The organism is Acinetobacter sp. YH01024 (assembly GCF_013420195.1).
Taxonomy (GTDB): Bacteria; Pseudomonadota; Gammaproteobacteria; order Pseudomonadales; family Moraxellaceae; genus Acinetobacter; species Acinetobacter amyesii.
In genome coordinates, this window is record NZ_VOYQ01000007.1 from 19762 (window position 1) to 34832 (window position 15071).

Here is a 15071-nt window from a genome sequence, read left to right on the forward strand (position 1 = left end):
TTCAAAATGAACCCTGCTTTGGCAGGGTTTTTTTATGGCGTGGTGGTGGACTGACAAAGCCAATCAGGAAGTTCAATGGGTGAAGGGTACAGCTTTAATGCCGAGTTTGCGTTGAGGTTGTAGGTGAGTGGAAGCGTACGATGCGGGTGCGCCGTCGGCCAAAGCTTGTGCCTTAAATGTTCAAAGCGTTGGAAGTCTTTTAAAAATAAGCCCCAAAACTTTTCATAATGCTCCAGTTCTTGCACATGTTGATGCTGATAAGCATGTGTTTGACCTTGTTGGTGTTGAAAGTCATAGCCCATCAGCCAAATACGATGCGGTTGAAAGAGATGTGCGAGTGAATAGGCTTGAAGGCCGCAATTATTACCATAAACAAAGTACGGTGAATGAAATAACTCCGCTTGCGTATCGATGCGCACGGTTTTGAAGTTAATCACTTCATGTTCAGGATATGGCCGGTTGTGACCTAAACCACATCCGCTAATGATGTCACCTTGAAAGCAGGCTTTGAGCATGGGCTGATACTGTAACCACCATGCATAGTCTGAATGATGAGCAATTTGAGCCTGAGGAAGTTGAAGAAAACTTTGATTACAGCAAATGATCAGCAGTTTTTTTGAGGGCTGAATGGTGGTTAAGTCGAAATTGAGCTGAGATGGACCACCTGCAATGATTAATACATCCTGCACATGCATATAGTGTTGAATAAATTCTTGAAATTTTTGATTATTGTTTTGCATATCAAATTGAGTCATCGAAAATTAAAATTGCGAAAACATGCATTCCTCGCTAGAATAGCATTACTTCATTGGGGAGTAGCCGCTTTTTACGCAAAGTAAAAAGGTGATGGTCAACATATTTGCTCTAAAACGAGCATGGTCATCATAGCAAAGAACCAAATGAGCTCTTCGTAGCTTTCTTTTGTTGGCAAGACCTTTGATTTATCACTCTGCACATTGGCTAGCAGGAGGGATAAGTCATCGGTATATGTTATTGCTAGCCAGAGAAATGCACCATGTTAACCGCTTTCTTCATTTCCCTTGCTGTTGTTGCCCTGTCAGAAATGGGTGATAAAACACAATTACTTGCCTTACTGCTTGCTGCACGTTTTCGTAAACCCGTTCCGATCTTAATTGCAATTTTCCTCGCGACTGTGGTCAACCACGGGGTTTCTGCTGTGCTGGGTCAATGGATTACCACCGTTTTAAGCCCAACCGTTTTATTGTGGATCGTTTCTCTGGGCTTTATTGCTATGGCGGTGTGGATGTTGATCCCCGATCAATTGGATGATGAATCTGAAAGTATCAATAAGTGGCAAAAATATGGGGTTTTCGGCGCCACTTTCGTTTTGTTCTTCTTGGCTGAAATTGGAGATAAAACCCAAATTGCTACAGTTGCACTGGCAGCACGCTTTGACAGTATTGGCTGGGTGACTTTGGGGACGACACTAGGCATCATGTTGGTTAATGCGCCTGCGGTATTTATTGGGAACAAACTAGCAGAAAAACTACCGATTTCACTGATTCATAAAATTGGCGCCCTAGTATTCTTGGTGATTGGTTTGGCTGCGTTGGCACAACACTATTTATTTTAAATAATGATCTCACCATATTAAAAATACATGAAATCCTGAGTTAAAAACTCAGGATTCTTTGCCAATAAATGAGACCCAATTCACTGATATTTCAGATAATATTGACTGAATATTTATTGTAAGTTTCCCTAAATAAATATATGTTATTAACCTATAGAATATATTTTTTTTGATAAAAAATTTGGGGAATGGGAATGGCTTTCGAACGCACAACATCACAGGTACTTTATGATGATGGAAAGCATAAATGTATTAGCTTTACCAGCTTGGTAAAAGGCGAGGGCGTACAGGCGAACCAGTTCCTGATTTTGGATAATGAGCGCGCAGCGGTGCTCGATCCGGGTGGTGACTTGACCTATGTCCCACTGACTATGGAACTGAATAAATATACCCGTTTGACCAATCTTGACTATGTGATGGCCTCGCATCAGGACCCAGACATTATTACCTCGATGCCGCGTTGGTTGGTTTATACTGACGCCAAAGTGGTGGCATCTAAGCTGTGGGCGCGTTTCTTACCGCATTTAAACTCTGCATTTATGAGTGACCGGATGAAAGGCAACTGGTTGGATCGTCTGATCGAACTGCCAGATCATGGTCAGGTGATTCCATTAGGCAATAGTCATTTGGTGGCTGTTCCTGCACATTTCCTACATTCGGTTGGTAACTTCCAATTTTATGACCCGATTGCCAAAATTTTATTCTCAGGGGATATGGGCGCATCTATGGTGGATGATGCCTCTAAACCTTTAGAAAATTTTGCCGCTCATATTCCTAAAATGAAAGGCTTCCATCAGCGCTACATGTGTTCGAACAAAGTGATCCGTCTGTGGGTCAACATGGTACGGACGATGGATGTGGAAATGATCGTACCGCAGCACGGCACGCCATTTATTGGTAAAGAACAGATCAACCAATTCTTAGATTGGATCGAAACCTTGCAGTGTGGTGTCGATTTAATGGATGAAACAGTCTTTACTTGCCCAGTATAATGACTTGAAAATTCAGAAAAAATAATTGAGTTTGCAGATAACATTTTTTAGTATTTTTCGTCCATAAAATAAGCTTTTAGATGACGAGAATAGATAAAAATGTTGTCTCAAATACCGACTCAGGATGCATGTTTAACCTGTGGAGCATGTTGTGCCCACTATCGCGTTTCTTTTTATTGGGCAGAAGGGCTGAATATGCCCGAACATTATACTGAGCCGGTTAATGCCGTGTATTCATGTATGGCGGGCACCAATCAAACACAGTCTCGTTGTATCGCTTTGGGTGGGAAAATTGGGCAAGCAGTGAGTTGTAGGGTGTACGAGGCTCGGAGTTCCACATGTAAAAGTGTGCAGATAGCTGATGAGCAATGTAATAAAGCACGCATCGCGCATCAAATGATTCCATTGATCAGTATTCCACTGCATGACGCTGAAAATGACGAAGATTTCGATCAAGTCAGTTAAGGCTTTATTTCCAGAATAAATTTATTGAAATCTAAGAGGTAGAGTCTTCGGATTCTGCCTGTATTGCACTGGATGCTGACTAACCCTCAGAGTATTCTTGCTGAAAACAGCATATTCGATGGTAAATATTGAAAACTCCGTAAAGAATTGCCGCAATTAAAATGAAAATTGAACGGAAATTTGTATATAATGGCTCACGGAAATTACCAGCGAGACTGTTATGTTGACCATCGTTCAAGAAGCCCTAACCTTTGATGATGTCTTATTACTCCCTGCCTATTCTACTGTTCTCCCAAAAGATGTCTCTCTTAAGACACGTTTCACACGTGGCATCAATTTGAATATTCCACTTGTTTCTGCTGCGATGGATACTGTGACTGAATCACGTATGGCGATTGCAATGGCGCAAAACGGTGGTATCGGTATCCTGCATAAAAACATGGATATTGCTGCACAAGCTGCAGAAGTTCGCCGCGTGAAAAAATTTGAAGCAGGTATGGTGAAAGACCCAATTACCGTTACACCAGAAACGACTGTACGTGAGCTGATTGCTTTAACTCAAGCAAATAACATCAGCGGTGTACCAGTGGTGAAAGACGGTCAAGTGGTGGGTATTGTTACTGGTCGTGACACTCGTTTTGAAACCAATCTTGAGCAACCTGTTAGTAACATCATGACAGGTCATGATCGTTTGGTGACTGTTCGTGAAAACGAATCAAAAGAAAATATCCAAGCATTACTTCAAAAACACCGTATTGAAAAAGTCCTTGTTGTAAATGACAACAACGAACTGAAAGGTTTAATCACGGTTACTGATTTCCGTAAAGCTGAAAACTATCCAAACAGCTGCAAAGATGACTTAGGTCGTTTACGCGTTGGTGCTGCAGTTGGTACAGGTGCAGAAACACCAAGCCGTGTAGAAGCATTGGTAGAAGCGGGTGTTGATGCGATTGTTGTTGATACTGCACATGGTCACTCTGCAGGTGTAATTGAACGTGTACGTTGGGTTAAAGCCAACTATCCACAAGTTCAAGTGATTGGCGGTAACATCGCGACTGGTGATGCAGCTCTTGCATTATTAGATGCTGGCGCAGATGCAGTGAAAGTGGGTATTGGCCCAGGTTCAATCTGTACTACACGTATTGTGGCTGGTATTGGTATGCCGCAAATCTCTGCGATTGACAGCGTTGCCAATGCACTGAAAGACCAAATTCCATTGATCGCAGACGGTGGTATCCGTTTCTCTGGTGATATGGCAAAAGCGATTGGTGCAGGTGCGAGTACCATCATGGTAGGTTCATTGATGGCGGGTACTGAAGAAGCACCAGGCGAAGTTGAATTCTTCCAAGGTCGTTACTACAAAGCTTATCGTGGTATGGGTTCATTGGGTGCGATGGCAGGTGCAACAGGTTCTGCTGACCGTTATTTCCAAGACTCAAAAGCCGGTGCTGAAAAACTTGTACCAGAAGGTATTGAAGGTCGCGTACCGTACAAAGGCCCAATGGGTAACATCGTTCATCAAATGATGGGTGGTTTACGTTCATCTATGGGTTATACCGGTTCTGCGGTGATCGATGACTTACGTAAAAATGCACAGTTTGTCAAAATTACTGCGGCAGGTATGTCTGAATCTCACGTACATGACGTGACTATTACTAAAGAAGCACCAAACTACCGTGTTGGTTGATATTTAGTAGCTTTTAGCCGAAAAGGCCGTCATTAATATGACGGCCTTTTTGTTTTTGGTGTAAAGTATTTGCAGTAAAAAGTGATGATTAAGATCACCATTAAGAAGTGAGTACAACATGAGTTATTTTGGTACAGATGGCATTCGTGGCAAATTCGGTGAATTGCCTATTACCCCTGAATTTGCATTAAAACTAGGATTTGCCGCAGGTAAAGTATTAAAACAATACAGTAAAAAAGCAAAGCCCATCGTTGTACTAGGTAAAGATACCCGATTATCGGGCTATATTTTAGAGTCAGCATTACAAGCCGGTTTAAACGCAGCAGGTGTTTATGTTCATTTGCTGGGTCCATTACCTACACCCGCAATTGCCCATTTAACCCGTGCATTACATGCCAGCTTAGGCATCGTGATCTCGGCGTCGCATAACCCTTATTTTGATAATGGCATTAAGTTCTTCTCGAGCGAAGGTAAAAAATTGCCGGATGAAATTCAAGAAGCTATTAACAAAGAACTTGAAAATGACTTGGTGATCGAAGACCCAGCAAACTTAGGTAAAAGTGTGCGTGTGAAGGATGCCAATGGTCGTTATATCGAGTTTTGTAAATCAACCTTCCCGTACCATTTTGACCTGACAGGCTTAAAAATTGTGGTGGACTGTGCCAATGGTGCAGCCTATAGCGTCGGTCCTTCGGTATATCGTGAACTGGGTGCAAAAGTGATTGCGCTGTTTAACGAACCGGATGGTTTGAACATCAATAAAGACTGTGGTTCGACGCATCCTGAGTTTTTACAAAAAGCAGTTGTTGAACATCAGGCGGATTTAGGGATTGCCTTTGATGGTGATGCTGACCGTGTGATTATGGTCGATAAAAATGGTCAGCAAATTACCGGTGACCATATTCTCTATATTTTAGCCACTCAAGCGAGTCAAAAGCCTGCGGGTATTGTGGGTACCGTGATGAGCAATATGGCGCTTGAAATTGCTTTAGATCAAGCCAAAGTGCCGTTGCTTCGTGCCAAAGTTGGTGACCGCTATGTTTTACAAGGCCTAGAAGAAAAGGGCTGGGTAACGGGCGGTGAGCCATCAGGTCATATTCTGACTTTGGACAAGAGCACCACAGGTGATGCGATCATTGCTTCACTTCAGGTGTTAACGGTGATGGTTGAACAAGGTAAAGCCTTACATGAATTGGTGGAAGGTTTTGAATTATTACCAAACGTTCTGGTAAATGTTCGCTTGGCTGCGATGTTTGACCCCTACGCCGTACCTGCACTGGTGAGCGAGTTTGAAAAAGCTGAAGCGCAGCTCAAAGGACGCGGTCGAATCTTGATTCGTAAATCAGGCACAGAGCCGGTGATTCGAGTCATGGTTGAAGGTAATGACCTTGAAGAAGTCACCGCATTGGCAAATCATTTGGCCGATGCTGTTCGTGCCAATGCAGCTTAAATCAAGAGGGGAAATTGCATGAATGATGTGATTAAGGACTTAAGTGAACTGCGTTTAACTTATCAAAAAGGTGAGTTGCATGAAGATCAGGTGAACCGTGATCCACATGAGCAGTTTTTATTATGGTTTAACCATGCCTTAGCAGCACAATTGCATGAACCCTATGCTATGTCATTGGCGACGGCAAATGCCCAAGGTCGTCCGCACGTGCGGACGGTCTTGTTGCGCGGTGCGACCCATGCAGGTTATGACTTCTATACCAACTATGACAGTCAAAAAGGTAACGATCTGCTCAATAATCCTTATGCAGAGTTATTGTTTTATTGGCAAGAGCAGGAACGTCAAATTCGGGTCAGTGGTCGTGTGGAAAAGATTTCTCTGGAAGAATCTACGGATTATTACCATAAACGACCGCGTGACAGCCAAATCGCAGCACACATTAGCACTCCACAAAGTGGTGTTATCGCCAGTCGTGAAGAATTACAACAGCGATTCCAAAATTTGCATGATCAAGTGGAAAGCAAAGACGTATTGGCGAAACCTGAGTTTTGGGGTGGCTATCGTTTAGTTCCGGATTATTATGAATTTTGGCAAGGCCGTCCAAATCGTTTACATGACCGCTTGAGTTATAAACTACAGGATGGTCAATGGGTTTTACAGCGACTGATGCCATAAATGTCTAAACTTTTAATTCAACAAAGACCCCATTTGACGCGCCCTGAAGATATTCAGGGCGTTGCCCCGTTTATTGCTGATTTATTGGCACGTCGTGGGGTTTCTTCCGCACAAGAACTGGAATTGAAGCTTAAGCACTTACATGCGCCAAACTTAAAGGGTTTAGAGCAAGCGATTGAAATAATCGATCAAGCAATTGATACTCAAAAGAAAATCGTCATTGTTGGTGATTATGATGCCGACGGTGCGACCAGTACTGCATTGATGGTCTTGGCACTGCGTGATATGGGTGCGGATGTTGAATATCTGGTTCCAGATCGGTTCAAATATGGTTATGGCCTGACACCCGCCATTGCCGATTTGGCCTTCGTGAGTTTTACCCCAGATGTGCTGATTACAGTCGATAATGGTATTTCGAGCCATGCTGGTGTAGCACAGGCACAGGCGCATGGTATGCAGGTGATCATTACCGACCATCACCTGACCACTAAGGAAACACCACAAGCAGAAGCGGTGGTGAATCCGAATCAGTTGGGATGTGAATTTCCAAGTAAAGCCTTGGCTGGCGTAGGTGTTGCATTTTATGTGTTGGCCAATTTGGCCAGTATGCGTAAAAAAAATGCTAAATCCACAGCCAACCTCAGCCAATATTTGGATTTGGTGGCTTTAGGCACTTATGCCGATGTTGCAAGTCTAGATCTGAATAATCGGATCTTGATCGATGCTGGTTTGAAGCGGATTCAGCAAGGACTATGTCGTCCAGGGATCAGTGCATTATTGGATATCGCTGGTCGTGATCCCGCACAGTTAAAAGCACAAGACTTGGGCTTTGTAGTTGGCCCACGACTCAATGCAGCTGGGCGTATGGAGACTATGGATATTGGGATTGAGTGTCTGATTGCGGCAGATTTAAGTACGGCTTATCCGATTGCGCAGCAGTTGAATCAACTCAATATTGAAAGACGCCAAGTCGAAGGGCAGATTAAACAGGAAGCTCTGGCTGAGTTAGAACATATTCAGCTTGATCAGGATAACTTACCTGCAGCCTTGATCATGTTTGAACAGCATTGGCATCAAGGGGTGATTGGGATTGTTGCAGGGCGTTTGAAAGAACAATTTCATAGACCTGCAATCGTCTTTGCCGCAGATGAGGATGGCGTACATATTAAAGGCTCTGCGCGTTCTATCGAAGGTATTCATATTCGAGACAGTATTGAGCGTATTGCTGAATTACATCCGCATTTGGTGAGTCATTTTGGCGGGCATGCAGCCGCAGCAGGACTAACCATTCAAAAGCAGCATTTTTCTGAATTTAAAACCGCTTTTGAAGCACTCATCGCTGCGCAAGATGAAAGTTTATTTCAGGCCACTATTTGGACAGATGGCGAATTGCCCGATTCGGCCATTAATGTCGAAACCGTCGATCTTCTGCAAAATTTAAGTCCATGGGGACAAAAATTCCCTGCACCGGTCTATGAAGGCCTATTTAAAATTTTAGATTATCGTTGGTTGAAAGACCTACATTTGAAATTAAAACTTGCTTTAGATAATGGTTTAATGGTGGACGCAATTGCATTTAATGCGGCAGAAAAATATGAATTTAATCCTATGCAAGATAAAATCCGCTTGGTCTACGAACTCGATAAAAATGAATTTAGAGGAAATGTCAGTGTTCAATTGAGAGTTTTACACTTGGCTCAATAAATTCCATTTTTACAGGCAAATAAAAAACCGCTCAGAAGAGCGGTTTTTTTTATGGTTTTGACTTCAATGGATTAGAAGCGGTATTTCGCTGCTACACCAAATGAATTGTAGTCATTGTTGCCAACTTCACCGAAACCAACACGACCTTCAAGGCTCACTTGTTGGTTGAAGAATTTACGTGCATTGATCCCTACTTCGTTACGATCAGTGACATCGTTGTTGTAGTAGTCAGCACCAACACTGAATGTTTTGTCGATGAAGTAATCCGCTGCTAGATTGAATTCATCTAGATCACCGAATGCTGCACCCGCTTCAAGGTTGATGTCTTTACCATTGCTTAAAGTTGTTACGTATTTAGCACGTAAAGTTGGATCTACACCGTCGTCATCGTCATTGTCCCAACCTTTTAGACCGGCAGCAACTAAGAAACCAGGTGCAGGAAGGTAACCCACTTCAGCTGCATAATAAGTTGTATCGTTGTCTATTGTGCCGACTGCAGTGTCAACTTCGACATTATTACGGCTTACATCACCAGATACATAGAAATCTGAGTTTGGTACGAAGTATTCGATACCAACGCCATAAGTATTGTCGTCAACATTGCCACGGTCAGCGAAAGTTGCGTGTGCATTGACGTTACTTGCACGGTTTAAGAATGCAGCTTCTGCAAGAGGAGCGTTACGCGTTTGAACAGGGTTGAAGTAATAAGTACCGTTTACACCAAATTCACTGCCAGAGCTTCCATTATCTGGGTCGATGTAACCAGCTGAAGCGCCCACTTCTGCTTGATAAGCATGAGCTGTACCTGTAATAGCAAGTGCAGAAAGAAGTGCTGAAGCAATTGCGAGTTTTTTCATGGAAACTACCCCTCTAAATTGTTTGGCTAAATTTAATACATTTTTTGTTACAAGTTTTAGTCTAGAGAATTTTTAAAGATGGTCAATTGCTGCAAAGTTGCAGAACTGTGTATTCGGTAATTTTATGTAATTTTAATTATTTAAGATATTGAAAAATATATAATTATTATTAATGTTTTGTTTTATTAAAACTGTGTAGATATTATGAATTTGTAGATTATTTGGTCAACAATTGGACTTTTTTTAAAGTAAATATTACATCGAAAAGAAAAAAGCACCTCAAATTTGAGGTGCTTTTTTAATGCACATTCCTAATTCAAACGAAATTAGAAACGTAAAGTTGCATTGATGTTGAACGCTTGAACGTCATCGCCAAAACCAACTTGACCACCGATTGCTAGGTTCGGGTTAAGGAAGTATTTTGAACGAATAGCGAAGTAATCTGTATCTTCTTCACCGTTATCAACGATGCTATAAGCAGCGCCAACGCTAAATGCTTGGTCGAAGTAGTAGTCTGCACCAATCGTAACAGCATCTACATCACCAAAAGCACCATCTGCTTCAAGGTTGATGTATTGACCATTGTTCAACGGCGCAACATATTTTGCTTTTACAGCAAAACGGTTGTCTTCGTCTTCATCGTTGTCGCCTTGATAGCCATCAATACCTGCAGCAAGTAATAGGTTTGATACAGGAAGATAACCCACTAATGCACGGTAAGTAGTCACATCGTAGTCTTCATCATAAAGAGTTTGACCAAATTCAGTTTCTTTTTGATTGTATTGACCAAGACCAATTTCACCATTGATATAGAATTGATCGACAAAATATTCAATACCTGCGGTTAAGTGGTGAGTATCAGATTCAAGTTTTGAACCAAAAACTTCATTACTTTCCCAAGTGTTATATGAATAACCAAGATAGGCATTGCTGTTATGACCTAGAAATGCAGCTTCATTTAATGGACCATTACCAGTTTGTACTGAGTCAAAATACAAAGTACCTTTTAGGTTGAATGTATTATCAGTATCAGTAAAATCATCATCCCAATCTGTATAAGTAAAACCGCCATCAATTTGGCCGTCATAAGCAAAACTTGAAGATGCGATTACAGCTAAGCCTAGTGCAAGTAATGTCTTTTTCATAAAACCCTCGAAACATTATTGTTGTAAAAAAAATGTAATAAATAGTAATGCGAGCGTATTGTTCATATTATGTGTATTGAAGTCAATGATTTGGATGATCAATCTGGCTGAAACTGTGCAAATTCTCTGTGATATAATAGGCGGCTATTTAAGCCAAATTTTTTGATTGAGAGTAATTCACGTGGAAATTAATCCGTATCTATTACAGCTAAAAGACTTAAACGACCGTGGTCAAACATTACGGGGGTATCTTTGACTACGATCTGAAAAAAGAGCGTTTAGAAGAGGTTCTACGTGAGCTGGAAGACCCAGCAATTTGGAATGATCAAAGCCGTGCGCAAGCAATGGCAAAAGAAAAAGGTGAACTCGAAAACGTCATTAACGTGCTCGAAGGGCTTTCAACTCAACTAGAAGATGCCCAAGCGATGCTGGATCTTGCGGTTGAAGCAGAAGAAGAAAGCTTACTTGCAGATGTGCAAGCAGAGTTAACTTCAGCGGAAGCAGAACTTGCGAAATTAGAATTCCGTCGTATGTTCAGTAATCCGATGGACCCGAACCCATGCTATGTCGAAATCCAAGCAGGTTCAGGTGGTACTGAAGCACAGGACTGGGCATCGATGTTACTGCGTATGTATCTACGTTGGATTGAACGGCATGGCTTTAAAGCAGAAGTGATGGAAGAGTCTGATGGTGATGTGGCAGGGATCAAGTCTGCAACGATCCGTGTAGAAGGTGAGTATGCATATGGTTGGTTACGTACAGAATCTGGCGTACATCGTTTAGTCCGTAAGTCACCTTTTGACTCAGGTAATCGTCGCCATACTTCATTCTCAGCGGTTTTTGTATCGCCTGAAATTGATGACAATATTGAAATTGAAATCAATCCAGCTGATGTACGTACTGATACCTATCGTGCATCTGGTGCGGGTGGTCAGCACATTAACAAAACAGACTCTGCGGTACGTTTAACTCACGCTCCAACAGGGATTGTGGTGGCATGTCAGAACCAACGTTCACAGCACGCCAACCGTGACCATGCATGGAAACAATTACGTGCAAAACTCTACGAATTAGAGATGCAAAAACGTAATGATGCGGCACAAGCGTTGGAAGATACCAAGTCAGATATCGGTTGGGGCAGCCAAATTCGCTCATACGTTTTAGATGACTCGCGTATTAAAGACTTACGTACCAGTGTGGAAAGTTCAAACACCGGCGCGGTACTTGATGGTGATTTAGATAAGTTTATTGAAGCCAGCCTCAAACAAGGTTTGTAATTTAAATTTATATAGAAAACAAAGTTCTATCTGTTTTTGATCATCATATCTAAAAAAATCGATATAAAAATCGAAAAAATACGATATAGTGTATTCAAGATGCTGAATAGAACTTTGTTGTCCAAATTTTTATTTAATTAAACCCGTTTAAATTATGGATATTGATTTAATTTTTAAAGCACTTGCCAATCCGACTCGACGTCAAATCTTGGAATGGTTGAAAACACCTGAACAATTTTTGTCAGAAGAACAATGTGGCGGCTTTAATCGTGGTGTATGCGCTGGCAATATCGAAAAACTCGGTAATGTTTCGCAGTCTACGATGTCTAATCATTTGTCTGTGTTACAACAGGCGGGCTTAATTCAAGCCGAGAAATATGGTCAATGGTCGTATTTTTCGCGCAATGAAGAACTCATTCAGCAATATATTGATTATCTGCAGAACTCACTTTAAATCATTTTTCGCATTTGAAGTGTTAGGCGAGACATATATGGCTGAACTTAATACTCCTCTCATTTTGGGTGATTTACACCTCAAAAATCGCGTTGTAATGGCGCCACTAACCCGTAGTCGTGCAACCATTGACCGTGTTCCAACGCCGATGATGGCTGAATATTATGCACAGCGTGCAAGTGCTGGATTAATCATTTCAGAAGCAACAGTCATTTCAGAAGCAGCTAATGGCTATTTGCAGACGCCGGGTTTATTTACCGATGCTCAAGTTCAGGGCTGGAAATTGGTGACCCAAGCCGTACATGAACAGCAAGGTTTAATTGTGGCACAATTGTGGCATGTCGGACGTGTCTCACATCCCGACCTTTTGAATGGTGATACACCAGTTTCTGCCAGTGCGGTACAACAGGCGGGTTATGTCAGTCTGCTTCGCCCAAAACGCGAATATGTCGTGCCACGTCCATTAGAGATTGCAGAAATCAAAAGCATTGTAGAACAATACAAACAGTCTGCGATCAAAGCCAAAGAAGCCGGTTTTGATGGTGTGGAATTGCATGCGGCCAATGGTTATTTGATCGATCAATTCCTACAAAGCAAAACCAATTTACGTGAAGATGAGTATGGTGGTTCTGTCGAAAACCGCGCACGTTTATTGCTTGAAGTGGTGGATGCGCTGATCGAAGTGTGGGGTGCAGGTCGTGTAGGTGTACATCTTGCGCCGCGTGGTGATGAACACGATATGGGCGATCATGATCCACGTGAAACCTTTGGCTATGCTTTAGAGCAGTTGGGGCAACGGAAGATTGCATTCTTCTTTACCCGTGAATATCTGGCGGATGACAGTATTAGTGACTATCTGAAACAGCGCTCAAATGGAGTGCCGTACATTGCCAATATGCGTTTAAGCCGTGAAGATGCTGTTGATTTATTGGCCTCAGGTAAAGCCGATGCGGTGTCTTTTGGTAAAGCCTATATTGCCAATCCAGATTTGTTTGAACGTTTGCTAGCGAATGCTGCACTAAATGAATTGCAGTTGGAAAATATGATTGGGACAGATGTTGCCGAAGGCTATATTGATTATCCAAGCATGAAAAATAAATTTGGTTCAGGACGTTCAACGTATTAATCGACACTTGAATACGCATTATCCATTAACATGTGGATAATGCTCTGATATATTCTGCCGATTCAAACCGTTTTTGAGCGTAATAATTTGACTACTCCTTTTTGGTATAACGCAGCTTTGGCGCTGATTAAGCCGCTATATCAATGGCGCATCAAAAAACGTGCTGAAGATCTCCAACTATATCAGCAAGAGTGTCTTGAGCGCTTTGGGCCATTTCAGCAGGTTAAAAACCGCAATGCAATTTGGTTTCATGTGGTTTCCGTAGGAGAAACCAACGCTGCACAGCCGCTGATTGAACATTATCTCAAAGCAGGTCATCCGGTCTTGGTTACCAATACGACCAAAACCGGACAAGCGCGTGCGAAACAATTATTTTTAAAATCACCATATGAATCGCTGTTTCAGGCCGTGTATTTGCCAGCAGATCAAAAAAAATTAGTCTGTCGTTTTATCGAAAAATATCAACCGAAAATGTTGGCTCTGGTCGAAACAGAACTCTGGCCAAATTTGATGATTGAAGCCGATCAGGCTAACGTTCCGTGTTTATTGATTAATGCCAGATTATCTGAAAAATCGGCGAAGGGTTATAGCAAAGTCCCGAGTTTGACGCAGCCGATGCTAAAGAGTTTGAAACAATTATTGGCGCAAGATCAGGCAACTTTAGCGCGATTTATTGAGTTGGGTGCAAACCCGCATACCAGTCAGGTCGTGGGAAGTATCAAGTTTGATATTCATGCGCCCGATAGCTTTGTGCAACAAGCAGCGCAGTTACGTCAAGATTGGGCTTTGCAAGGCCGTAAAATCATTACCATTGCCAGTACACATGCACCAGAAGAACAAAAACTGCTCGCAGCACTGCAGCCGATTTTGCAACAACAGCCTGAGCTATTATGTATCGTCGTACCACGGCATCCCGAACGCTTTGATGAGGTTTTTGTAGAAGCGCAGAAACTGAATTTACGCACACAGCGCCGCAGTTTAAAGCAAACGATTCAGCCTGAAACGCAAGTGTATTTAGCGGATAGTATGGGTGAATTATGGCTTTGGCTGGCACTGAGTCAGGCTTGTTTTGTTGGCGGGTCTTTAAATGTACCGGGCGGTGGACATAATATTTTGGAACCTATCGCGCTGCATGTCCCGACAGTATTAGGTCAGCATTATTTTAATTTTCAAACCATTGTGGATGAATTTGTAGCGGCCCATGCGGTTGTGGTTGTGCAGGATTTTGAGCAGGCGGCTAGTGCATTGGTTGAGATCATTCAAAATACTGCGAAAGCGCAGGCTTTAAATGATGCAGCTCAGCTGATTATGCAAAAGAATACTGGGTCGCTGCAAAAGCATATTCAGGTGATTGATCAATACCTTTGAATTTACAACCATGATTTAAATTGGTTGATGCTTTAAACAGATGAATGAATAGGCTCGACAGAGTCTTACATTTAAGATTTGAAGAAAGGGCTTAGCCTTCGGTTGGAGGTACTCTTACGAAACGTTGTTTCTCATTCGGCAAAATGGAATGCGAAGCTTCGCAAGGAAGCCATCTTGCGGTGCAGTGCAGCTCACCGACAAAACGCGTCGAATTTTTATGTCTAACAAATAATCGCTGAAACTTGAGTGATTCTATTGAGTGTTGCCTTGAACCGTT

14 protein-coding genes and 1 riboswitch are annotated in these 15071 nt (G+C 42.2%); of the genes, 11 read left to right on the forward strand and 3 right to left on the reverse strand.

Annotated elements, in window-relative coordinates; translation table 11 throughout:
* Positions 1-32: 32 nt before the first annotated feature.
* Positions 33-740, reverse strand: a complete 708-nt coding sequence (locus FTT88_RS05135) for a methyltransferase type 11 (protein ID WP_180054188.1) — start codon at positions 738-740, stop codon at positions 33-35.
* 58 nt (positions 741-798) lie between these two features.
* A riboswitch (yybP-ykoY riboswitch) is annotated at positions 799-941 on the forward strand.
* Positions 942-1015: 74 nt separating this feature from the next.
* Here FTT88_RS05135 and FTT88_RS05140 point away from each other — a divergent pair.
* From FTT88_RS05140 to recJ, 7 genes are all read left to right on the forward strand, one after another.
* Positions 1016-1594, forward strand: a complete 579-nt coding sequence (locus FTT88_RS05140; protein ID WP_078190565.1) for a TMEM165/GDT1 family protein — start codon at positions 1016-1018, stop codon at positions 1592-1594.
* Positions 1595-1788: 194 nt separating this feature from the next.
* The gene (locus tag FTT88_RS05145; RefSeq protein ID WP_078190564.1) at positions 1789-2586 is read left to right on the forward strand and encodes an MBL fold metallo-hydrolase; all 798 of its coding nucleotides are present in this window, start codon (positions 1789-1791) and stop codon (positions 2584-2586) included.
* Positions 2587-2685: 99 nt separating this feature from the next.
* A complete protein-coding gene (locus FTT88_RS05150) occupies positions 2686-3051 on the forward strand; it encodes a YkgJ family cysteine cluster protein (RefSeq protein ID WP_168379406.1) in 366 nt (121 codons plus the stop codon).
* Positions 3052-3271: 220 nt separating this feature from the next.
* Entirely contained in the window at positions 3272-4738 is a 1467-nt protein-coding gene (gene guaB, locus FTT88_RS05155; protein ID WP_078190562.1) for an IMP dehydrogenase, read from the forward strand.
* Between the two features lie 118 nt (positions 4739-4856).
* A complete protein-coding gene (gene glmM / locus FTT88_RS05160) occupies positions 4857-6188 on the forward strand; it encodes a phosphoglucosamine mutase (protein ID WP_111884469.1) in 1332 nt (443 codons plus the stop codon).
* A gap of 18 nt (positions 6189-6206) precedes the next feature.
* Positions 6207-6863, forward strand: a complete 657-nt coding sequence (pdxH, locus tag FTT88_RS05165; protein WP_180121049.1) for a pyridoxamine 5'-phosphate oxidase — start codon at positions 6207-6209, stop codon at positions 6861-6863.
* On the forward strand, positions 6864-8567 hold the full coding sequence (gene recJ / locus FTT88_RS05170; RefSeq protein ID WP_180084431.1) for a single-stranded-DNA-specific exonuclease RecJ: 1704 nt from the start codon (positions 6864-6866) through the stop codon (positions 8565-8567). It abuts the gene before it with no gap.
* 71 nt (positions 8568-8638) lie between these two features.
* Here the strand turns inward: recJ and FTT88_RS05175 are convergent, their stop codons facing one another.
* Positions 8639-9424, reverse strand: a complete 786-nt coding sequence (locus FTT88_RS05175) for a putative porin (RefSeq protein WP_067761595.1) — start codon at positions 9422-9424, stop codon at positions 8639-8641.
* Between the two features lie 326 nt (positions 9425-9750).
* On the reverse strand, positions 9751-10569 hold the full coding sequence (locus tag FTT88_RS05180) for a putative porin (RefSeq protein WP_180022756.1): 819 nt from the start codon (positions 10567-10569) through the stop codon (positions 9751-9753).
* 181 nt (positions 10570-10750) lie between these two features.
* On the opposite strand from FTT88_RS05180, the gene prfB reads away from it, so the two are divergent.
* The 4 genes from prfB to FTT88_RS05200 all read left to right on the forward strand — a co-directional run bounded on the left by prfB (position 10751) and on the right by FTT88_RS05200 (position 14794).
* Positions 10751-11846 (forward strand): peptide chain release factor 2 gene (prfB, locus tag FTT88_RS05185; RefSeq protein WP_111884474.1). Its coding sequence is split into 2 segments (ribosomal slippage): positions 10751-10822 and positions 10824-11846, totalling 1095 coding nucleotides; the frame shifts between segments, so codons are not numbered across the junction.
* A 154-nt stretch (positions 11847-12000) separates the two neighbouring features.
* A complete protein-coding gene (locus tag FTT88_RS05190; protein ID WP_078190555.1) occupies positions 12001-12300 on the forward strand; it encodes a helix-turn-helix transcriptional regulator in 300 nt (99 codons plus the stop codon).
* A 37-nt stretch (positions 12301-12337) separates the two neighbouring features.
* Positions 12338-13426 carry an alkene reductase gene (locus FTT88_RS05195; protein ID WP_111884475.1) on the forward strand — a complete coding sequence of 363 codons (1089 nt, stop codon included), beginning with the start codon at positions 12338-12340 and terminating at the stop codon, positions 13424-13426.
* An 87-nt stretch (positions 13427-13513) separates the two neighbouring features.
* Positions 13514-14794, forward strand: coding sequence for a 3-deoxy-D-manno-octulosonic acid transferase (locus FTT88_RS05200; RefSeq protein WP_180105517.1), 1281 nt, complete (start codon positions 13514-13516; stop codon positions 14792-14794).
* Positions 14795-15071: the final 277 nt, after the last annotated feature.